Source organism: Limnofasciculus baicalensis BBK-W-15, assembly GCF_024178385.1.
GTDB classification, from domain to species: Bacteria; Cyanobacteriota; Cyanobacteriia; order Cyanobacteriales; family Coleofasciculaceae; genus Limnofasciculus; species Limnofasciculus baicalensis.
Genome location: NZ_JAMZMM010000093.1, coordinates 1 through 18,339 on the forward strand (window position 1 = coordinate 1; position 18,339 = coordinate 18,339).

General features: G+C 41.3%; 14 protein-coding genes. 3 read left to right on the plus strand and 11 right to left on the minus strand.

The window, feature by feature from the left end; genetic code table 11:
* Positions 1–159: 159 nt before the first annotated feature.
* Entirely contained in the window at positions 160–1,644 is a 1,485-nt protein-coding gene (gatB, locus tag NJ959_RS11490) for an Asp-tRNA(Asn)/Glu-tRNA(Gln) amidotransferase subunit GatB (RefSeq protein ID WP_254011891.1), read from the minus strand.
* Positions 1,645–2,004: 360 nt separating this feature from the next.
* Here gatB and NJ959_RS11495 point away from each other — a divergent pair, with 360 nt between their 5' ends.
* On the plus strand, positions 2,005–2,739 hold the full coding sequence (locus NJ959_RS11495) for an AAA family ATPase (RefSeq protein WP_254011892.1): 735 nt from the start codon (positions 2,005–2,007) through the stop codon (positions 2,737–2,739).
* Here the strand turns inward: NJ959_RS11495 and NJ959_RS11500 are convergent.
* Positions 2,683–2,916, minus strand: coding sequence for a 2-oxoisovalerate dehydrogenase (locus tag NJ959_RS11500; protein WP_254011893.1), 234 nt, complete (start codon positions 2,914–2,916; stop codon positions 2,683–2,685). The two genes, NJ959_RS11495 and NJ959_RS11500, sit on opposite strands and share 57 nt — an antisense overlap.
* A 190-nt stretch (positions 2,917–3,106) precedes the next feature.
* On the opposite strand from NJ959_RS11500, the gene NJ959_RS11505 reads away from it, so the two are divergent.
* Positions 3,107–3,883, plus strand: coding sequence for a DUF5131 family protein (locus NJ959_RS11505; protein WP_254011894.1), 777 nt, complete (start codon positions 3,107–3,109; stop codon positions 3,881–3,883).
* Here NJ959_RS11505 and NJ959_RS11510 read toward each other — a convergent pair.
* The 5 genes from NJ959_RS11510 to NJ959_RS11530 form a co-directional block, all read right to left on the minus strand.
* Positions 3,870–4,982, minus strand: a complete 1,113-nt coding sequence (locus NJ959_RS11510; RefSeq protein ID WP_254011895.1) for a three-Cys-motif partner protein TcmP — start codon at positions 4,980–4,982, stop codon at positions 3,870–3,872. The genes NJ959_RS11505 and NJ959_RS11510 overlap by 14 nt on opposite strands.
* Before the next feature lie 68 nt (positions 4,983–5,050).
* Positions 5,051–8,827 (minus strand): hydantoinase B/oxoprolinase family protein, encoded by a 3,777-nt coding sequence (locus tag NJ959_RS11515; RefSeq protein ID WP_254011896.1) that lies wholly within the window; start codon positions 8,825–8,827, stop codon positions 5,051–5,053.
* 97 nt (positions 8,828–8,924) lie between these two features.
* Entirely contained in the window at positions 8,925–9,836 is a 912-nt protein-coding gene (locus NJ959_RS11520; RefSeq protein WP_254011897.1) for a Uma2 family endonuclease, read from the minus strand.
* 50 nt (positions 9,837–9,886) lie between these two features.
* On the minus strand, positions 9,887–10,711 hold the full coding sequence (locus tag NJ959_RS11525; RefSeq protein ID WP_254011898.1) for a Uma2 family endonuclease: 825 nt from the start codon (positions 10,709–10,711) through the stop codon (positions 9,887–9,889).
* Positions 10,712–10,891: 180 nt separating this feature from the next.
* Positions 10,892–11,032, minus strand: a complete 141-nt coding sequence (locus NJ959_RS11530) for a hypothetical protein (protein WP_254011899.1) — start codon at positions 11,030–11,032, stop codon at positions 10,892–10,894.
* A gap of 217 nt (positions 11,033–11,249) precedes the next feature.
* On the opposite strand from NJ959_RS11530, the gene NJ959_RS11535 reads away from it, so the two are divergent.
* Positions 11,250–12,863, plus strand: a complete 1,614-nt coding sequence (locus tag NJ959_RS11535) for a TolC family protein (RefSeq protein ID WP_254011900.1) — start codon at positions 11,250–11,252, stop codon at positions 12,861–12,863.
* Positions 12,864–12,926: 63 nt separating this feature from the next.
* Here the strand turns inward: NJ959_RS11535 and lptC are convergent, their stop codons facing one another.
* The 4 genes from lptC to NJ959_RS11555 all read right to left on the minus strand — a co-directional run.
* A complete protein-coding gene (gene lptC, locus NJ959_RS11540; RefSeq protein WP_254011901.1) occupies positions 12,927–14,057 on the minus strand; it encodes an LPS export ABC transporter periplasmic protein LptC in 1,131 nt (376 codons plus the stop codon).
* Between the two features lie 229 nt (positions 14,058–14,286).
* Positions 14,287–14,937 (minus strand): LabA-like NYN domain-containing protein, encoded by a 651-nt coding sequence (locus NJ959_RS11545; protein ID WP_254011902.1) that lies wholly within the window; start codon positions 14,935–14,937, stop codon positions 14,287–14,289.
* A 113-nt stretch (positions 14,938–15,050) separates the two neighbouring features.
* Positions 15,051–16,643, minus strand: coding sequence for a methionine--tRNA ligase (gene metG / locus NJ959_RS11550; RefSeq protein ID WP_254011903.1), 1,593 nt, complete (start codon positions 16,641–16,643; stop codon positions 15,051–15,053).
* A 933-nt stretch (positions 16,644–17,576) separates the two neighbouring features.
* Positions 17,577–18,339: COP23 domain-containing protein (locus NJ959_RS11555; protein ID WP_373693646.1), on the minus strand; the 763-nt coding region annotated here is incomplete at its 5' end.

Genomic DNA, 18,339 nt, shown 5'->3' on the forward strand with positions numbered 1-18,339 from the left:
TCACTTAGGTGGCTCTCCCGATCATCAGGGTGCATCTACTTAACATAGTATAGCATCATCAGAGTGAGGGGTGTCACCCCCTATTGAAGTATTTTTTGTAAAGATTTGTTACGAGAGTGGAGAGTGGGGAATTGAAACTCCTCCCCTGCCCCCTAGCCCTTAACCATTCAACTTTTTACCCAAAATTTGGTTAGTTAGTTTAGGATCGGCACGTCCACTACTTTTTTTCATCACTTGTCCGACAAAGAAACCTTGGAGCTTGGTTTTGCCAGCGCGATAATCTGCTAATTCCTTGGGATGGGCGGCGATGATTTCATCAATCATGGCTTCTAGTTGACTAGTATCAGAGATTTGGATTAATCCCTTCCGTTCAACCAGTTCTTTCGTCGAACCTCCTTGAGTGAGAAGTTCCGGTAGAATATCCTTGGCTATTTTACCACTAATTGTGCCATCTTCAATCAAATAAATTAATTCTGCCAGAGTTTCTGGCTTCAGGGCTATCTCAGTAATGGCTAATTTTTCATTATTGAGATAAGCCGCAATATCGCCCATTACCCAGTTTGCCGCTTGTTTGGCATTTACGCCAGTTGCGATCGCCGTTTCAAAATATTCTGCCACTTGGCGATCGTCGGTGAGAACGCGGGTATCATAAGGAGAAAGCCCCAAATCTGTTTCATAGCGATGCCGTTTTTGGGCAGGAAGCTCCGGTAATTCGCTATACCATTGCTGTAATTGCTCTTTTGATACTTCAATTGGCGGTAAATCTGGTTCCGGAAAATAGCGATAATCGCTCGAGCCTTCCTTGCTCCGCATACTAATAGTACGCTGAGAGCCTTCTTCCCAAAGTCGAGTTTCTTGAAAAATCGGTTCTCCGGCTTCAACTGCGGCAATTTGGCGTTCGATTTCGTATTCAATCGCCTTTTGAATAGCAGTGAAAGAGTTCATATTTTTAATTTCCACTTTCGTCCCGAACTTTTCTTGTCCAACTGGGCGAACGGAAATATTCACATCGCAGCGTAGGGAACCTTCTTGCATGTTACCATCACTAACACCGATGTAACGTACAATCCGACGTATTTCCTCACCATAAGCTGCTGCTTCTTCGCCGGATCGCAAATCAGGTTCTGATACTATTTCAATTAGAGCGATACCAGCACGATTATAATCTACTAAAGAGTAAGCAGAACCAGAAATCCCGTCACTACCAGCATGAACTAATTTTCCGGCATCTTCCTCCATGTGCAAACGGGTAATGCCAATTTTCTTGCGGATAGCACTTCCTTCTTTATCAGGTATTTCTATTTCCAACCACCCATGTTCAGCAATGGGTAAATCGTACTGAGAAATCTGATAATTTTTGGGTAAGTCGGGATAAAAATACTGCTTCCGATCAAATTTGCTGTAGGGTGAAATCTGGCAATTAATTGCTAAACCTGCTTTGACAGCGTATTCTAGTACTTTTTCATTTAGTACGGGTAATACACCAGGTAATCCTAAGCAAATGGGATCGATATTGGTATTCGGGGTTCCGCCAAATTCTGTAGAGGAATGGGAGAAAATCTTCGTTTTGGTACTTAGCTGACAGTGGGTTTCTAAACCAATGATGGCTTCGTACTGAGTTTTTACGGGTGCAGCAGTTGTCATAGATGTTTGATAACTCGTGCGATTGGCTTGGCTACCGCCCAATGACGGTAGTAATATTGATCTCTATTTTATCGTTAGAGTGTTGGCTGTAGGGGCGGTTTGGGGATAATCTTGGTTGTTTTACCAGACAATATGAGCGAAAACCCGCCCTACCCTGCTTGGGATTGCCTTCGGCAGGAGCGATGCGATCGCGTCTCACCCCAATCGGCAAAGTATTGTTAAACTACGATCGGCGGTAGGGAAATACCAAGTTTTAGCTCTGTTGCCTAACTTTGGTAAACTGGTGCAAGATCGGGATGAGTGTATAAAAAAATGGGAAGAGTTAGCAGAGCGATCGCACAGAAATGAGGATATTGTTGTATGATTCGAGAAATTAAAATAGAAAACTACAAATCCATTCAAAAGCTTAAATTAAATCTGGGCAGAGTTACAGTATTAATTGGTGAAAATGGTTCAGAAAAAAGCAATATATTGGAGGCGATCGCTATTGAAAATATTTTAATTGGATATTTTAATAATCCAGATCTTGTAGTAAATACCCTACTACCTCTTAGGGATGAAACAGATCGATACAGGGTAGAAAATTACAGTAATTGGTTAAAAGTATTTCAATATTGTGCCTCTAGTAAATTTAGGGAAGCATTCCAGTTTAATGAATATTTAATCATTCAGATAGATACTGATGTATCAGAAGAAATTAATTACAACATTTCTAAGTATCAAGATGAAGAAGAGTTGAATCCTGAACAATTGATTGAGAAAGTAGTAGAAAAGTTTAAGAGACTAATTGGTGAGGAATTTTATAGTCAGTACGAGGAGAAAATAATTTTTGCTATTTCCGTACATTCAATGGAATGTTGGCTACTTCCACTTTATCACACAGATAATAAACAAGCCGCACAAACTAAATGGTGTTTTGATAGATTAAAACGTCAGCTTAAAAGAGGTATTAATAAACCTTATGCTGATTATGATTTTATTTCCAGAGACTATTGCAAAAACAAGGTGTTAATGAAAAAATATTCGCTCAATCCAAGTTTAAAGATTTTCATAGGAGAAATTCAGTGGAGAAACATTGTTATAGAAGATGAATAGTTGCCGAATCAATTTAGGACGAGTTGCCTCATCAGGATAATGACAATGAACTGCATCTCTTAGCAATTGTTGTAGTTCTTTAATACTGTCAGCCTGAGTAAAAATAGACTCACCAATCGCTCTGGCTGTATAACCACCTTCAGGATCGTCTTCTACCAAGAAAATAATTTCTGTCATAATGTTTTATCCTCGGGATATTTAGCGGCTAGCCCGCACTTATACTTATAAGTATAACTCGTTAATTGACTATAACACTTGTTTCCTTAAATTTAATAGACAAGAAAGCAAGCAACATATAGACTATTTGTATTACAATAAATCAATACACTGAAAGTAAAACCAGCCATTATGGTGGTAAAATGAGGATATGGCAAGCATTAATACTGGTATTGAATGGACCGACAGAACTTGGAATCCTACTACTGGCTGCAATAAAGTCAGTCCAGGTTGCACGCACTGTTATGCTGAAGCACTAACCAAGCGTTTTCCTCAGAATTTCAAGAATGGATTTGAATTGACGCTGCACGAAAATCGCTTAGAAGAACCTACCCATTGGCGCAAACCAAGTCGTATATTTGTCAACTCAATGAGCGATCTTTTTCATGAAGAAGTCCCTCTGGAATTTCTCAAAAAAGTTTTCGATGTGATGGGCAAAACACCTCAGCACATCTATCAAATTCTGACCAAAAGGCATCAGCGTTTAGTGGAGTTAGCACCTGAATTAGAGTGGCATAAAAATATTTGGATGGGTGTATCTGTCGAAAATCAAAATTACGTCGATCGTGTTGATTGCTTGCGACAAGTACCTGCAAATGTACGCTTTCTTTCATGCGAACCGCTTTTAGGTCCTTTAGAATTAAATTTGACAGATATTCACTGGGTAATTGTTGGGGGAGAGTCTGGTTTAAAACATCGTCCTATTAAAGAAGAATGGGTTAGGAGTATTCGGGAGCAATGTCAGAATGCTGAGGTGGCTTTTTTCTTTAAGCAGTGGGGTGGTAGAACTCCAAAAGCTGGTGGACGAAGTTTGGATGATAAAATCTGGGATGAAATGCCCGAAGCTTGGGAACAGCATAGAAAAAAATGGGAAAGATACTCTGTGGGAGGATTCCGTAGATCGAATAAAGCAGCTATGACTGCTTAGGTGGGAATGTAACTTCAACATCATCCCCAAATGTTTTTTTTCTACGTTTCACTGGATTAGCTGTGATTTTCCCCTCAGCCTCTAGTTTTAAGAGGATTTCCTTGTAGTTTTTCTTGATGTAGCGCTTGCCAATATGATGTTGGTTATAAACCTCTACCATAGTTAAAGTTTGACCTGCAAATTTATCTAATAACATATCTGCTAGGTCGTCAAGGGGTCGGGAATACTCGAAAAGTAAAGGTTGACATATAGTGGCAGGATCGTACTCAAAACAGGGTACACCTTGTTCTTTACTAGAGCTTTCTTTTGCCATAATCTCTTTCATAATCGAGTAACCACGGACATTCTTAGATACAAAAATAAGATGATGGCTAGTCCGCTTACCAGTAGCATGTTTGAAGCGAAATGGCAAAGGAAAAGTACCGCCTATTTCTTTAATAGATTGGCAGATAGCCTCTGTAATAGTTAACTCGCGTTCAGAAGGCTCCATGGGTTGGAGTTGTTCTCGCAGAGTATCAGCACTTTTTTCACCGAAAAGAGAATTCATGTGTTCCTTTACAGCCTTATTATTTAAACCCATATTAATTCGGTTATAGTTGAAGAAAAAGATGCAATCACATCCCCAATTCATTATCGATGAGCCGATGAGTCTGAGGGATAAGCCCTTGTAACCCCAAGGATCGATAAAAAAGAGTGTGGGAATAGAGCAACTTTCTCCAAACCTCTGTAATATTTTTTTTCCAACATCCATATTTAGAACTACTGGCTTGTTTGTTAATTGATCTATATCTGGAATCGAGTCTATGGCTTGTTGGAGAGACTGGGTATTATTTGAGTCTTTATCATTAAAGATGGTTATCAGCATCTGTCGCATATCTGGATCTGCGATCGCACGTTCTAAAATAAGTAATGGGGTAGACTTAGAACCGTCTTTATATCGACCTGGACCAGAAAACAAATCGACATAGGCAATTTTTTCTCCCCTTTTCTTTGCTTGGGGAATAATTACCTTTGCCCAAGCAAAGAAATATTTAGCAACTATTTCAGCTTTTACCAAAGATTGGTCTTTAGATTCATCGAAAAAAGAACTACCACTCATAATTGCTCCTAGATAGCTTAAATTTTGATTAAGCCAAGTTCGCCCTAGGCATCACTTGTATTTAGATTTTACCATTCCTCCGACAATTCCCCATACCCCCCACCCCCAGGAGTCTCAATTCCAAACACATCTCCCACATTCATTTCCACAACCGCCGTACTCCCCAATTTATCAATATTTCCATCCTTCCTTTCCACATAATTTTTCCCCACAACACCACATTCACCCCCCTGCAAACCAAAAGGTGAAATAACCCGATGTCCAGATAAAATTGCTGCTGTCATCGGTTCCAAAAACCGAATTCTCCGAATTACTCCATTCCCCCCACAATGATGTCCTTTACCCCCACTATCGGGGCGAATACTAAAGCTTTCTAACAAAACCGGAAAGCGCCATTCCAACACTTCGGGATCAGTTAAACGAGAATTTGTCATGTGGGTATGTACCGCATCCGTACCATCAAAATCTGCACCTGCACCGGAACCACCACAAATGGTTTCATAATATTGATACCTCTCATTACCAAATGTAAAATTATTCATGGTTCCCTGAGAAGCTGCCATCACTCCCAATGCCCCATATAAAGTATCAGTAATTGCTTGGGAAGTTTCCACATTTCCCGCTACTACAGCAGCGGGATAAATGGGATTTAACATACAACCTTCCGGAATAATAATATCGAGAGGTTTAAGACAACCTGCATTCAGAGGAATATCATCATCAACTAAGGTACGAAAAACATAAAGTACGGCGGCTTTACATACCGCTGATGGGGCATTAAAATTATTGGGTAATTGAGGAGAAGTGCCAGTAAAATCTATTTTGGCACGGCGATTATGCTTATCTATCGTAATTGCGACTTGAATTTTGCCACCCGTATCCAATTCATAACTAAAATTGCCATCTTTGAGGATACTAATCACTTGCCTGACTGACTCTTCCGCATTATCTTGGACATAACCCATATAAGCTTGGACAGTATCTAACCCATATTGCCCTACCATCCGCCGTAATTCTTCTACACCTTTTTTATTAGCCGCAATTTGTGCTTGTAAATCAGCAATATTTTGAGTAATATTCCGCACCGGATAAGTACCGGAAGTCAGAAGTTGAGTTAATTCAGTTTCTCTGAATTCCCCTCCTGCCACTAACTTAAAATTATCAATTAAAATCCCCTCTTCTTCCACATTAGTACTATCCGGTGGCATGGAACCCGGAGTAATACCACCAATATCAGCATGATGTCCCCGCGAAGCAACGTAGAAAATGGGGAGTGGGGAAGAATCAAGAAAACTTTGCGTACCTTTGCGCACCCCTTTGCGTTCCTTTGCGTTAAAATCAATATCCAATTCTGGTGTAGAGATAACTTCTGTTACTTCACTATCTTCCAGAAAAACCGGAGTAATTACAGTTATATCTGGTAAATGAGTACCCCCATTATAGGGATTATTAATAGCATAAACATCTCCCGGTTTAATATTATTCCCGCATTCTGTAATTAAACTACGGACACTTTCACTCATGGAACCTAAATGTACGGGAATATGAGGGGCATTTGCGACTAATTCTCCTTCTCCATCGAAAATAGCACAGGAGAAATCTAAACGTTCTTTGATATTTACTGAGTAACTGGTATTTTGTAATGTGGTTCCCATTTGTTCGGCAATGGAACGAAATAGGTTGTTGAATATTTCTAATATTACTGGATCTGGGGATTTTGGATTTATTGTATTTGCTGAATCTTTGAGTCGCAGCCGAGACGGCTGCGCTACGGATTTTAAGATTAAATGGTTTCTTTGGGTTAATTCTCCTTGCCATCCGGGTTCGATGATATTTGTTCCTGTGGCTTCGATAATTATTGCAGGTGCAGCAATATTATCTCCTGGTTGCAAGTTTTCTCGTTGAAATACTGGGGTTTCTTGCCATTTACCTCCCGTATACATCTGAACTTTTGCTACAGGTTGAGGTGGTTCATTTGAGTGGCGCTGAATTATCGGTTCTTCCGGTACATCCATCTGACTTATTACTTCTACGGAAATTGCTTCCACAATTAGCCCTTTCTCTGGAATAATAAACCCATACTGCTGTCGATGCGCCTCCTCAAAATCCTGACGCATCTGTACCACATTATTAAAATCGACAATTAAAGATGAGTCTGTCCCCTCATATTTTAAATATACCTTGCGAATAATTTCCAGCTTATCTATCTCCGTTAATTCTCGTCCATCTCCGGTAGTAATTTTGACCTCAGCCTCTCGTGCCAAATCTGCCAATATCTTCTGCAAACTGGACACTAACTCCTCCGTCAACCTTGCTTCCACCGCCTGTTCCCGCAATACCCGTACATCAGCCAAACCCATACCATAAGCTGATAATACTCCAGCATAAGGATGAATGAATACCTGCTTCATCCCCAGTGCATCTGCGATCGCACAAGCATGTTGTCCCCCCGCACCGCCAAAGCAACACAGTGTATATTCCGATACATCATAACCGCGTTGCAGGGAGATTTTTTTAATCGCATTCGCCATTTTATCAACTGCGATCGCTAAAAATCCAGCCGCTACCTTTTCTGGTGTTCTCCCATCGCCAATTTCTCTGGCTAATTCTGTAAATTTTTGCCGTACCACATCCCCATCTAATGGCAAATTCCCATTAATACCAAACACCTGGGGAAAGAATTCTGGATGCAATTTACCCACCATCACATTACTATCGGTTACTGTTAATAATCCGCCTCGACGATAACAAGCTGGGCCAGGATTTGCCCCCGCTGATTCTGGTCCAACTCGATAACGCGCACCATCAAAATCTACAATAGAACCTCCCCCAGCAGCGACGGTATGGATGGACATCATAGGAGTTCGTATTCGTACTCCTGCTACTTCTGTTTCAAAGGTTCGTTCGTATTCCCCATTATAATGAGCAACATCGGTAGAAGTGCCGCCCATATCGAAGGTAATAATGCGATTAAATCCTGCAATTAAACTGGTTTGTACTGCACCAACTATCCCTCCTGCTGGCCCAGATAAGATGCTATCTTTTCCTTGAAATTGTTTTGCGTCTGTTAATCCACCGTTGGATTGCATGAACATTAGATTGGTTGTTTGTTTTTGGTTGTTGGTTGTTTGTTCATTGGTTTTTGATAATTGACTGCTAACTCTATCTACATACCGCCGCAAAATGGGGGATAAATAGGCATCAACTACGGTGGTATCGCCCCGACTGACTAATTTCATTAAGGGGCTAACTTGGTGGGATACAGAAATTTGGGTGAAACCGATAGTTTGGGCTAGGTTTCCTATTTCTTTTTCGTGGGTGGGATAACGATAGCCGTGGATGAAAATAATGGCACAACTGCGAATACCAGTATCGTAAGCTGCTTGTAAATCTCGACGAGTATCTTCTATATTTAGAGGAATTAATTCTTCACCATGGGCACTGTAACGTTCTTCTACTTCAATTACCCGTTCGTAGAGCATTTCTGGTAATATAATATGACGGGCGAAGATGTTGGGGCGATTTTGATAGCCGATGCGGAGGGCATCTCGGAAACCTTTGGTAATCAATAAAACAGTGCGATCGCCTTTTCTTTCCAATAGTGCATTTGTTGCTACTGTGGTTCCCATTTTGACTACTTCAATCTGTTCAGAAGGAATGGGTAAATTAGCCGGAATTCCCATCAAATCTCGGATACCTTGAATGGGTGCATCGGTGTAGCGTTCAGGATTTTCTGAGAGTAGCTTATGAACGATTAATTGTCCATTGGGATGACGTGCTACAATGTCGGTGAAAGTACCACCACGATCGATCCAGAATTGCCAGCGTTGATGAGAATTAGTCATTTTTATCACTTCCCATTTTCTATATCTGTAGGGTGCGTTATGCGAAAGCTAACGCACCATTCCCAATATCTGTAGGGTGTATTACGAGCGACGAACCCTACTGCTCCAAATCATCTGGATTAATCCCCAATTCTCGCAATCGTGCTGCTAATTTTTCAGCTCTTTCTTGAGCTTCAATAGCGCGTTCTCGTTCTTCCGAAGCTCTTGACTCAGCTTCGATAGCGCGTTGTCGCTCTGACAAAGCTCTTGACTCAGCTTCGATAGCTCTTTCTCGATCAGCCCAGGCTCTTTCTTGAGCTTCCATGGCTCTTTCTTCAGCTTCCATAGCCCTTTCCTCAGCAGCTTGCACTTCCTCTACAGCTATCGGAATTAACTCTCCTTCAATTGTCAACCACCGCAACCACAATCGTTCAACTCCTTCATAATTTCCCTGCCACAATCCTAAACTTAATCCTAATTCCGGCATCAACAATCGATTGTTTGTTAAAGTTAGATTTTCGTAACGATTACCCGTCAAATGAAAGGCGTGAATCTCGTTAGTATAGCGACTAAAAATTACATAATAAGGAACTTGCAAAATCTCCTCATAAACCTGCCACTTAGGTGGTGGATTTCCGGCTTTGGGCACTGTGCGACCAAAATCTTCATCTTCCGTGCCAGGAGATAATAATTCTACTACTACAAAAGGACTCACTTTTTCCTGCCAAATCACATAACTCAAACGAGTATCGTGCCCTTCATACAAACGAGCAACTCCCACAACACCAAACCAATCTGGGCGCTTGTACCATTGGGGATGATTCACATCATAATAGAGATTCAAATCGCAAGCTTTAAATACTTGGTTGGGATTCCAGTTAATCGGTATAAAAGTCAATGCCAGTAGTATTGATTGCCATAAATGAAATTCGTCAGGCAAGCCAGGTTCCTCCGGATTTTCGCTGGGTAAATCGTACATTGTCGGCAATGTTTGCCGAGGAGAAATGGGTGATTCTGATTGGGTAATCATGGTAATTTAGGCGGGAAGTATTTTACATGAGAGATTAGCTTTTTTCCGAATTAGTCCAAATCATCTGGATTAATCCCTAATTCTCGCAATCGTGCTGCTAATTTTTCAGCTCTTTCTTGAGCTTCCATAGCTCTTTCTTGAGCTTCCATGGCTCTTTCTTGAGCTTCCATGGCTCTTTCTTCAGCTTCCATAGCCCTTTCCTCAGCAGCTTGCACTTCCTCTACAGCTATCGGAATTAACTCTCCTTCAATTGTCAACCACCGCAACCACAATCGTTCAACTCCTTCATAATTTCCCTGCCACAATCCTAAACTTAATCCTAATTCCGGCATCAACAATCGATTGTTTGTTAAAGTTAGATTTTCGTAACGATTACCCGTCAAATGAAAGGCGTGAATCTCGTTAGTATAGCGACTAAAAATTACATAATAAGGAACTTGCAAAATCTCCTCATAAACCTGCCACTTAGGTGGTGGATTTCCGGCTTTGGGCACTGTGCGACCAAAATCTTCATCTTCCGTGCCAGGAGATAATAATTCTACTACTACAAAAGGACTCACTTTTTCCTGCCAAATCACATAACTCAAACGAGTATCGTGCCCTTCATACAAACGAGCAACTCCCACAACACCAAACCAATCTGGGCGCTTGTACCATTGGGGATGATTCACATCATAATAGAGATTCAAATCGCAAGCTTTAAATACTTGGTTGGGATTCCAGTTAATCGGTATAAAAGTCAATGCCAGTAGTATTGATTGCCATAAATGAAATTCGTCAGGCAAGCCAGGTTCCTCCGGATTTTCGCTGGGTAAATCGTACATTGTCGGCAATGTTTGCCGAGGAGAAATGGGTGATTCTGATTGAGTAATCATGGTAATTCAGGCGGGAAGTATTTTACATGAGAGATTAGCTTTTTTCCTAATTAGTCCTGATTGAAGTGGGCAAGGATAATACCAGATGGATCAATAGATAGAAATATTATTATAAACTATATATACTTATAAACGATCGATCGCGCTTGCGAGTTGCTTTGGATGCCTTCCGCATTAACCTCAACTTTCATTCTTTTTGCCCGTCATCAGGGGCGATCGCAATCCCTGCCACCGTCTCAGTATAATTACTTGTGGGTGGATAGACGCAACTGCTACAATCCTAATCGTTGTCTGGTAAATCGTTGTCCGTTGGTGTGTCATATACAGCAATTTTTAGGTATGTGAGGTACAGAGAAACCCGGTTTCTGGGGTGTAGGTTTCTGGGGTGTACTTCATAAACCTGCAATCTCCTGTATCTCAATTCAGGGATAATTCTGATTACTATAGTCAAAGTGCAACTTCACCTGAACTCAAAAAGACAGATCCTTTTAAGCTCTAGCCCCCTACAAATAGTACTCAAGACCAAATTTGAAAAATTATGCCAAAAATTCGTTATTTCCTGGCTGTCAGTGTGGGAACCGCTATCGCACTACTCTATATCAAACCTAGTGTCTCACAAGATTTACCCTCACTTGCCCAACCAAATCCTCCTGGAAATACTCTTGTCCAGATCCCTATATCCCAATTAGAAACCGATGGCTCCCTGCCAGTGCCTAAGTTACCAACCCTAGCCAACCCGGAAACACCTACCCTAGAATTTATCAACCCGAACAATAATCCCGCACCGCCACCAGATTCAAGATCAAAAACACCCACCCCAGACTTATTTAACCCCAGCCCTAATCCCTTACTTTTTCCCACCCAAACAGAAGAAGTTCAGATTCAAAATACCCAGCCAATTACCCTAAAACAAGCGATAGAATTGGCAGGGCGTAATAATCAACAGTTACAAGCAGCACGGCTGACTTTAGAAAGAACCCAGTCAGCTCTCCAAGAAGCCTTAGCTGCTGAATTTCCCACAGTGAGTGCTATTTCCCAATTTAGCCGCAATGATTCTGCCCAAAGTGAACTATCCAATCAGCAAAGAACCTTCGGAAATACTGATGATAATACCTCAACTACCATTAATACTAGCCTCCAACTTAATTACAATGCCTATACCGCAGGAAGACGGCCAGCAGCTATCCGCGCTGCACAAGAACAAGTTCGGTTCCAACAACTAGAAGTAGAAAAAATATCGGAAGATTTACGACAAACTGTCACTCGTGCTTATTACGATCTGCAAGATGCAGATGCTCAAGTTGAAATTCGACAAGCAGCCGTGAACGATGCGGCTCGTAGTTTGCGAGATGCTCAATTATTAGAACAAGCAGGATTGGGGACAAAATTTGAGGTTTTGCAATCCCAGGTTGAGTTGTCTAATAATAATCAAGAGTTGACAAATGCGATCCGTCAGCAACGAATTAATCGACGGCAAATTGCCCAGTTATTGAGTTTGCCGCAGAAGTTAGAAATATCGGCAGCCGAGCCAATTCAAGTAGCAGGAGAATGGGAACTTTCTCTGGAAGATAGCATTATCCTAGCTCTGAGAAATCGAGCTGAATTGGAACAACAACTCGCACAGCGTACTATCAGCCAACAACAGCAACGAATTGCTCTAGCTGCGAATAAGCCACAGTTAAGTGTCTTTGCTAATTATGATATTTTGGGGCAGTTGGATGATAATGATGGTGTAGCCGATGGCTTATCTTTAGGAGCAAGATTTCAGTGGGATTTCTTCGATGGTGGGGCAGCAAAAGCGAGAGCAAAACAAGAAGTAACCAATATTGCGATCGCAGAAACCAATTTTGCTAATCAGCGAAACCAAGTACGCTTTCAGGTGGAACAAGCATTTTTCAACTTAAGGGCTAATAAGGAAAATATTCAAACGGCAAATTTGGCTCTTGAACAAGCTGAAGAAAGTTTACGATTGGCAAGGTTACGTTTTCAAGCTGGAGTTGGTACTCAAACCGATGTGATTAATCAGCAAACAGCGCTAACTCGTTCTCGAGTTAGCTTACTCACTGCTATTCTTAACTACAATCGGGCACTAGCAGATTTGCAAAGAGCCATTAGCAATCTGCCAGATAGCAAGCTTTTTGATTTGCCTTAAATGGGGAGTGGGGAGTGGGGAGTTAAAATTCTAATCCCCTGCTCCCCTAGCCCCTAGCCCCTCTCAAGGAATAATTTCCGTCACTACTCTACTACCAGCACCACTATTGACAACAATACTTTGATCCTGAAGTTTTCCCTTTGCAGTTGCCCCAGTCACATTTAAGGGAGGATTTAATTGTTTGTAAATCACATTACCCGATGCGTCGATATTTTGAGTAGGAATATCCCACCTCATTTGAGTGGCGTAGAGTTGAGATTGGTTGCGACTCCCAACACCTTGAACCCCGCCTGTTAAATTGGCGACTCGTCTTACCAAATCAACTCTACCCTGATTCCCGGTAATTACAACTTGCTCTTTTTGATGGATAATTTTTACAGGTTGATCTGAAAGTACGGTTTGACCTTTTACGTCCCAAATAGCTGAATTACTCGCAATTAATAGAGGAGGATCGATGGATGTTAGTTGAATATTTTGTTTAAGAATAGCTATTTTAGTTGTCAGATTATATTCAGAAAGATCTGACTCAACTCTGTCAGTCACAATCTTATCTTTATACCTTTCCATTTGCATCCGTTTATCTCCGATCAACTTCTTGTCTTTGATTTGCCAGATCAAATGTTCTGTTTTCATTTGCAAATCTGGATCTTTGGCAATTGCGGCCACTTTCCCCTGCAATTCAAGCTGCTCCTGCCTAGTAAAGTATCTTCCTTCGTTTCCTGTGGCTTGTAGTTGAGGATGGCTACCTTTCAAGTTATTGCGCACCCATAATAAATCTTGTTTGGGAAACCACTCCAACTCATCACCGTTTAATACTGCGCCATTGCGGGTGTCTGTGGCAATAATATGCCCTTTAAGCAATACTTTTTCCCCATCTTCATGAACTTCACCACTATCTGCTGACACGCGCAAGACTAATTTACCATCTTGGAATAAATCGCCAGTTGGTTGTTCAATATTAGCAATTTTTTTGTCTTTAATGTACGTTGCTTTTTTTGCCTTCACTTGCCATAAAGGACTGCCTTTTTCATCTGCCTGATTCAGGGTGACATTGTTAAAAACAAGACTCCCTTCAATTTCTGTTGCTGCCGTATCTTTTTGGATTTTTTTTTCGGTGCGGGTTGAAGATTGACAGGCAGATAATAAGGCTAATGTTAAGAAATAAACTATAAATCGTTTGAAGCTGAAAACCATTTTGTTGTTGGTTGTTGGTTTTTAGTTATTTGTTATTAGTTGCTGGTTTTTTCTTTTTCCTCAAACAATAAATACGATCGCTAGTGTCACCTGTTCTACAACAATTGACTTTGAGGCAATTATTCAGCCCCTTACCAACAAATAACCAATTATTAACAACCAACAACCAACAACAAATAACCAACAACCAACAACAAATAACCAATAACAAACAACCAATAACTAATTACTAATGACCAATTGACGGATCTCCATGCTCGTCCATCATACCAATGGATAAGGGGCTGGACAAAGGACGGTAGATGTAACCGTTGTTATTATTTGCGCCAATATGTGGGCGATGTGTCTTTTGGATAGTTTCTTGAATGGTTTCTAGATCGATATAGCGATCCGCAACATTAATTAAACTATCACTCGTCATCGAGCGCAAACTCACTACCTCAACTCGAACCCCACGATAACTAACCGCATCCACCGCATAAGCAAGATCCCCATCTCCACTAACGAGAACCGCTGTATCGTAGGAACCTACTAATGCCATCATATCTACAGCAATTTCCACGTCTAGATTAGCTTTTTTTGAGCCATCGGGAAGCTGTACCAAATCCTTAGCAATCACTCGGTATCCGTTACGGCGCATCCAGAGTAAAAAGCCCTGTTGCTTTTCATTTGTGCGATCAACCCCTGTGTAAAAGAACGATCGCAGCAATCTCGATCCTGCTGTTAAACGAACCAGCAGCTTGGTATAATCGATTTCAATTCCCAGTTGTAGGGCAGCATAAAACAGATTTGAACCATCGATAAAAATAGCGACTCTACCGCGATTTTCTAAAACTTGTTCTGGGGTAAAAATTGGATCTGAACTAAAGTTATTCAACATGATTGTTATTCCTCAATTTGTTATGTAAAAAATGTGCGGATGCCTCCTTTCACGATAATCTGGAGTTTTGGTCAGTCACTAGGTTAAGTTATTTATTAGGTGACGGAGCAAAATTACCGTTGTTCCAGTCTTGCAAAAACTGGTTTTGGTTGGCTTAATGATTGATTTGAACTTAAGATTCCCCAAACAGCATGATTGCTATAGCTCAGAGAATCTTGAATGGTGTTTTTTTCATTAAAGTCAATGGAAAAGCCTAGCTGTTGGTAAATATCGGTACTGATGCTGGGAATAATTGGAGCTAGTAGATAGGCTGCTAGTCTAACGGATTCCAAGACAGTGTACAACACATTTTCAACTTCTTGTTGTTTCCCTTCCTTGTACAAACGCCAAGGCGCTCGATCGGCAAGAAATTTGTTACTGGATCGAACCAAGGAAAAGATTTCTTTACAAGCTGCACTAAATGCTAGGGCTTCATAAGCTGATGCGACGCGGGAGCCTAATTCTAATCCGATTTCCTTGAGTGGATGATCGGCTGGAATATCATCATCTGTTATCTGGGGCACATTTCCTTGACAGTATTTGTGCGCCATGCCCAATGTTCGGTTGAGCAAGTTTCCCAAGTCGTTGGCTAAATCGGCATTCAAGATATCGATGAAACGAGTTTCATTAAAATCCCCATCCTTCCCAAATTCAATCTCTTTGAGAAAGTAGTAGCGAATTGCATCTGCACCGTACTGATTTACTAATTCGACCGGATCGATGGTATTGCCGAGGCTTTTCCCCATCTTCTGGCCATCCTTGGTAAGAAAGCCATGACCAAACACGCGACCTGGCATTGGTAGTTCTGCTGACATTAACATGGCTGGCCAATAAACCGTATGAAATCTCAGAATATCTTTACCAATCAGATGTAATTGAATCGGCCACCAGGTTTTTAGGGCATTATCCAGGGTTGGTTCGCTATCCGGCTCTAGCAGAGGGGTGACATAGCCGAGTAGGGCATCAAACCACACGTAAATGGTATGGTTTGGGTCAAGAGGAACAGGGAACCCCCAATCCATATTAACGCGAGAAATTGAGAAATCCTGAAGTCCCTGGCTGACAAAGTTTAAGACTTCATTACGACGGCTTTCCGGTTGGATAAAATCCGGTTGTTTTTGGTAAAGCGTTTCTAGCTGGGTTTGATACTTGGAGAGGCGGAAGAAGTAGTTTTGCTCATCCCGCCACTCGGCTTCCTTATTCGGGTGTAGGGGACAGCGATTTCCCTCTAAGAGATCCCGTTCCTCTTTAAACTCCTCGCAGGAAACACAATACCAGCCTTTTTGTTCGCCTAAGTAAATGTCGCCTTTCTCCCAAACCCGCCCAAAAAACTCCTTAACGATGGCTGCATGACGCTCCGATGTGGTGCGGCTGAAGCGATCGTATTGAATGTTAAGTTTTTGCCAGAGGGCATCGAATCCAGCCGCTACCTTGTCACAATGGACTTGCGGTTCTAGACCGTTCTCCATTGCTGTCCGCTGAATTTTTTGTCCGTGTTCGTCCGTTCCGGTAATAAACATGACCGATTTCCCCCGCAACCGTTCAAAACGCGCGATCGCATCGGCTGCCATTGTTGTATAGGCGCTGCCAATATGGGGTAAGCCGTTAACGTAATAGAGAGGTGTAGTAACTGTAAATTTTGTTGTACTTGTATTGCTATGACTCATCTTTTATGAAAAAACTGCCCTCCTCTAAATAATTGTTTCTTTTTATTGTATTGCTACGAGATGGTATTTTTCGCGTTTACTCTCCGAATATTTACTTATGCTTTTGAACAATAAGAGTATCAAATCATACTAATCCCCATCATCTTTACCGAAATTTACTGACAACTAATATAATTGACACTCCCCAGCCAACTTATAGATACATTTAACCTGGTAAATCCAGTTAACTCGGTGGATTGCGATCGTTGGGAACAAAGCTCCTACGGTAAATGAACTCATATTATCTCAGAGTCCAACATAAGTATTTCTACTTCAAGACATTTGTTAAAACGTAACATTATTGCAAGAATAGTTAATAAATCTTTACATAGTGAGTAAAGCTGCCAAGGCTAGGATGCCTCAGTCTATGAACCCCTTGAAGAACTGATTATCTCAATTCAGCGCTCATTTACCAATCGAGCATTCCTAACTAAGCGGAGATCGGAAATAATCCGTAGAATTTATGTGTTAATTTTTACTAATAATTGAGCCAGACTATGGGGATATAAAGTCTAAAATATTTACTGGATTAGTACTATATTTTTTAATTATGACTGAGGCTTAACGATCGAGCCTAAACCAAGAAAAAAAACTCAACGGATCAGTCTGAAACCAGAGTAACTGTAGATGTAGGTATATTTTGATACTTTACTAGTTAGGGTTCGCGCTTTATATTTTCTTAGTATTGATCTTAAGGTACTCAACCGACGGAGACGAATCAGGTTTTTCTAGACATAAGCGCTTCCTATCACAAATATTAAGAAATATGTGAGTAATGGATAGCATACCTAGGGGTTGATAATAGGGGAGAATTATTTCAAAGTCTCCAGTAACTATAGTTAATAATGAGTAGGCAAGAAGACGCACCGCTCAAAGAAAGCCTCTAGCCTTTGATTAACGAAAACGATCTGGATTTAACCGATGATGGGTACGGATTGGGTGGGAGTTATTTAGCTGAGTGGCAGTACCGCCATCTGCCGCATCTAAGAATGGTCTAAGATCGATGCCATCGGAATGGCTATTCTGATTTTTGCCAATGCCTAAAGCCGATAAACCTTCATTTAACACCTGATTGATTAAATCAGAATTCCTATCCCCATTGACGAATGTTGGGATAGGATCTGTAGATTGACCGCTATCGGCAACAGTCAAGTTTTCAAAGACGCGATCGCGCAACTCTGTCGGATCTTCTCCATCTGGTACGGTCAGGACAATGCGACAGTCTGACTCTTCTTCGGTGGTCACGCAGATGATATTGTAATTATTTTCTCTAGCTGTTTGCATTTCCACTAAGCCATCCGGTCTATAGAATTCCAAACGTCGGCTAATTTCATTACAGCGCCTTTCTGGAGTCCAGCCACCGCCCATCTCACTAGGCGTTGCCCAGGCATAAGCTTGACCAGGTTGACTTTCTGGATTGTACATGACAGTGTAATCACCATCGATGAACTGACAGGTAAATCGAGGTTCCTCTGATGAATTAGCGCGATCGTCCTGTTTTTGGGCTAAGGTGGTGTTGGCTGAATCTTGACCTTGAGCCGTTGTAGGTGATGTAGCCTTTTTCAAGGCAAAGGCGGGGTGACAGAAGAGAACAATTGCGATACTCGCTGACAAACTAAAGGTTTTAATTGGAACAAACTGCTGTTGGGTCATTGTA

What these genes read in the sequence shown, in the direction of transcription:
- gatB (WP_254011891.1), bottom strand. Translation starts at nt 1,644, where the DNA reads ATGACAACTGCTGCACCCGTAAAAACTCAGTACGAAGCCATCATTGGT.
- NJ959_RS11495 (WP_254011892.1), top strand. Translation starts at nt 2,005, where the DNA reads ATGATTCGAGAAATTAAAATAGAAAACTACAAATCCATTCAAAAGCTT.
- NJ959_RS11500 (WP_254011893.1), bottom strand. Translation starts at nt 2,916, where the DNA reads ATGACAGAAATTATTTTCTTGGTAGAAGACGATCCTGAAGGTGGTTAT.
- NJ959_RS11505 (WP_254011894.1), top strand. Translation starts at nt 3,107, where the DNA reads ATGGCAAGCATTAATACTGGTATTGAATGGACCGACAGAACTTGGAAT.
- NJ959_RS11510 (WP_254011895.1), bottom strand. Translation starts at nt 4,982, where the DNA reads ATGAGTGGTAGTTCTTTTTTCGATGAATCTAAAGACCAATCTTTGGTA.
- NJ959_RS11515 (WP_254011896.1), bottom strand. Translation starts at nt 8,827, where the DNA reads ATGACTAATTCTCATCAACGCTGGCAATTCTGGATCGATCGTGGTGGT.
- NJ959_RS11520 (WP_254011897.1), bottom strand. Translation starts at nt 9,836, where the DNA reads ATGATTACCCAATCAGAATCACCCATTTCTCCTCGGCAAACATTGCCG.
- NJ959_RS11525 (WP_254011898.1), bottom strand. Translation starts at nt 10,711, where the DNA reads ATGATTACTCAATCAGAATCACCCATTTCTCCTCGGCAAACATTGCCG.
- NJ959_RS11530 (WP_254011899.1), bottom strand. Translation starts at nt 11,032, where the DNA reads ATGACACACCAACGGACAACGATTTACCAGACAACGATTAGGATTGTA.
- NJ959_RS11535 (WP_254011900.1), top strand. Translation starts at nt 11,250, where the DNA reads ATGCCAAAAATTCGTTATTTCCTGGCTGTCAGTGTGGGAACCGCTATC.
- lptC (WP_254011901.1), bottom strand. Translation starts at nt 14,057, where the DNA reads ATGGTTTTCAGCTTCAAACGATTTATAGTTTATTTCTTAACATTAGCC.
- NJ959_RS11545 (WP_254011902.1), bottom strand. Translation starts at nt 14,937, where the DNA reads ATGTTGAATAACTTTAGTTCAGATCCAATTTTTACCCCAGAACAAGTT.
- metG (WP_254011903.1), bottom strand. Translation starts at nt 16,643, where the DNA reads ATGAGTCATAGCAATACAAGTACAACAAAATTTACAGTTACTACACCT.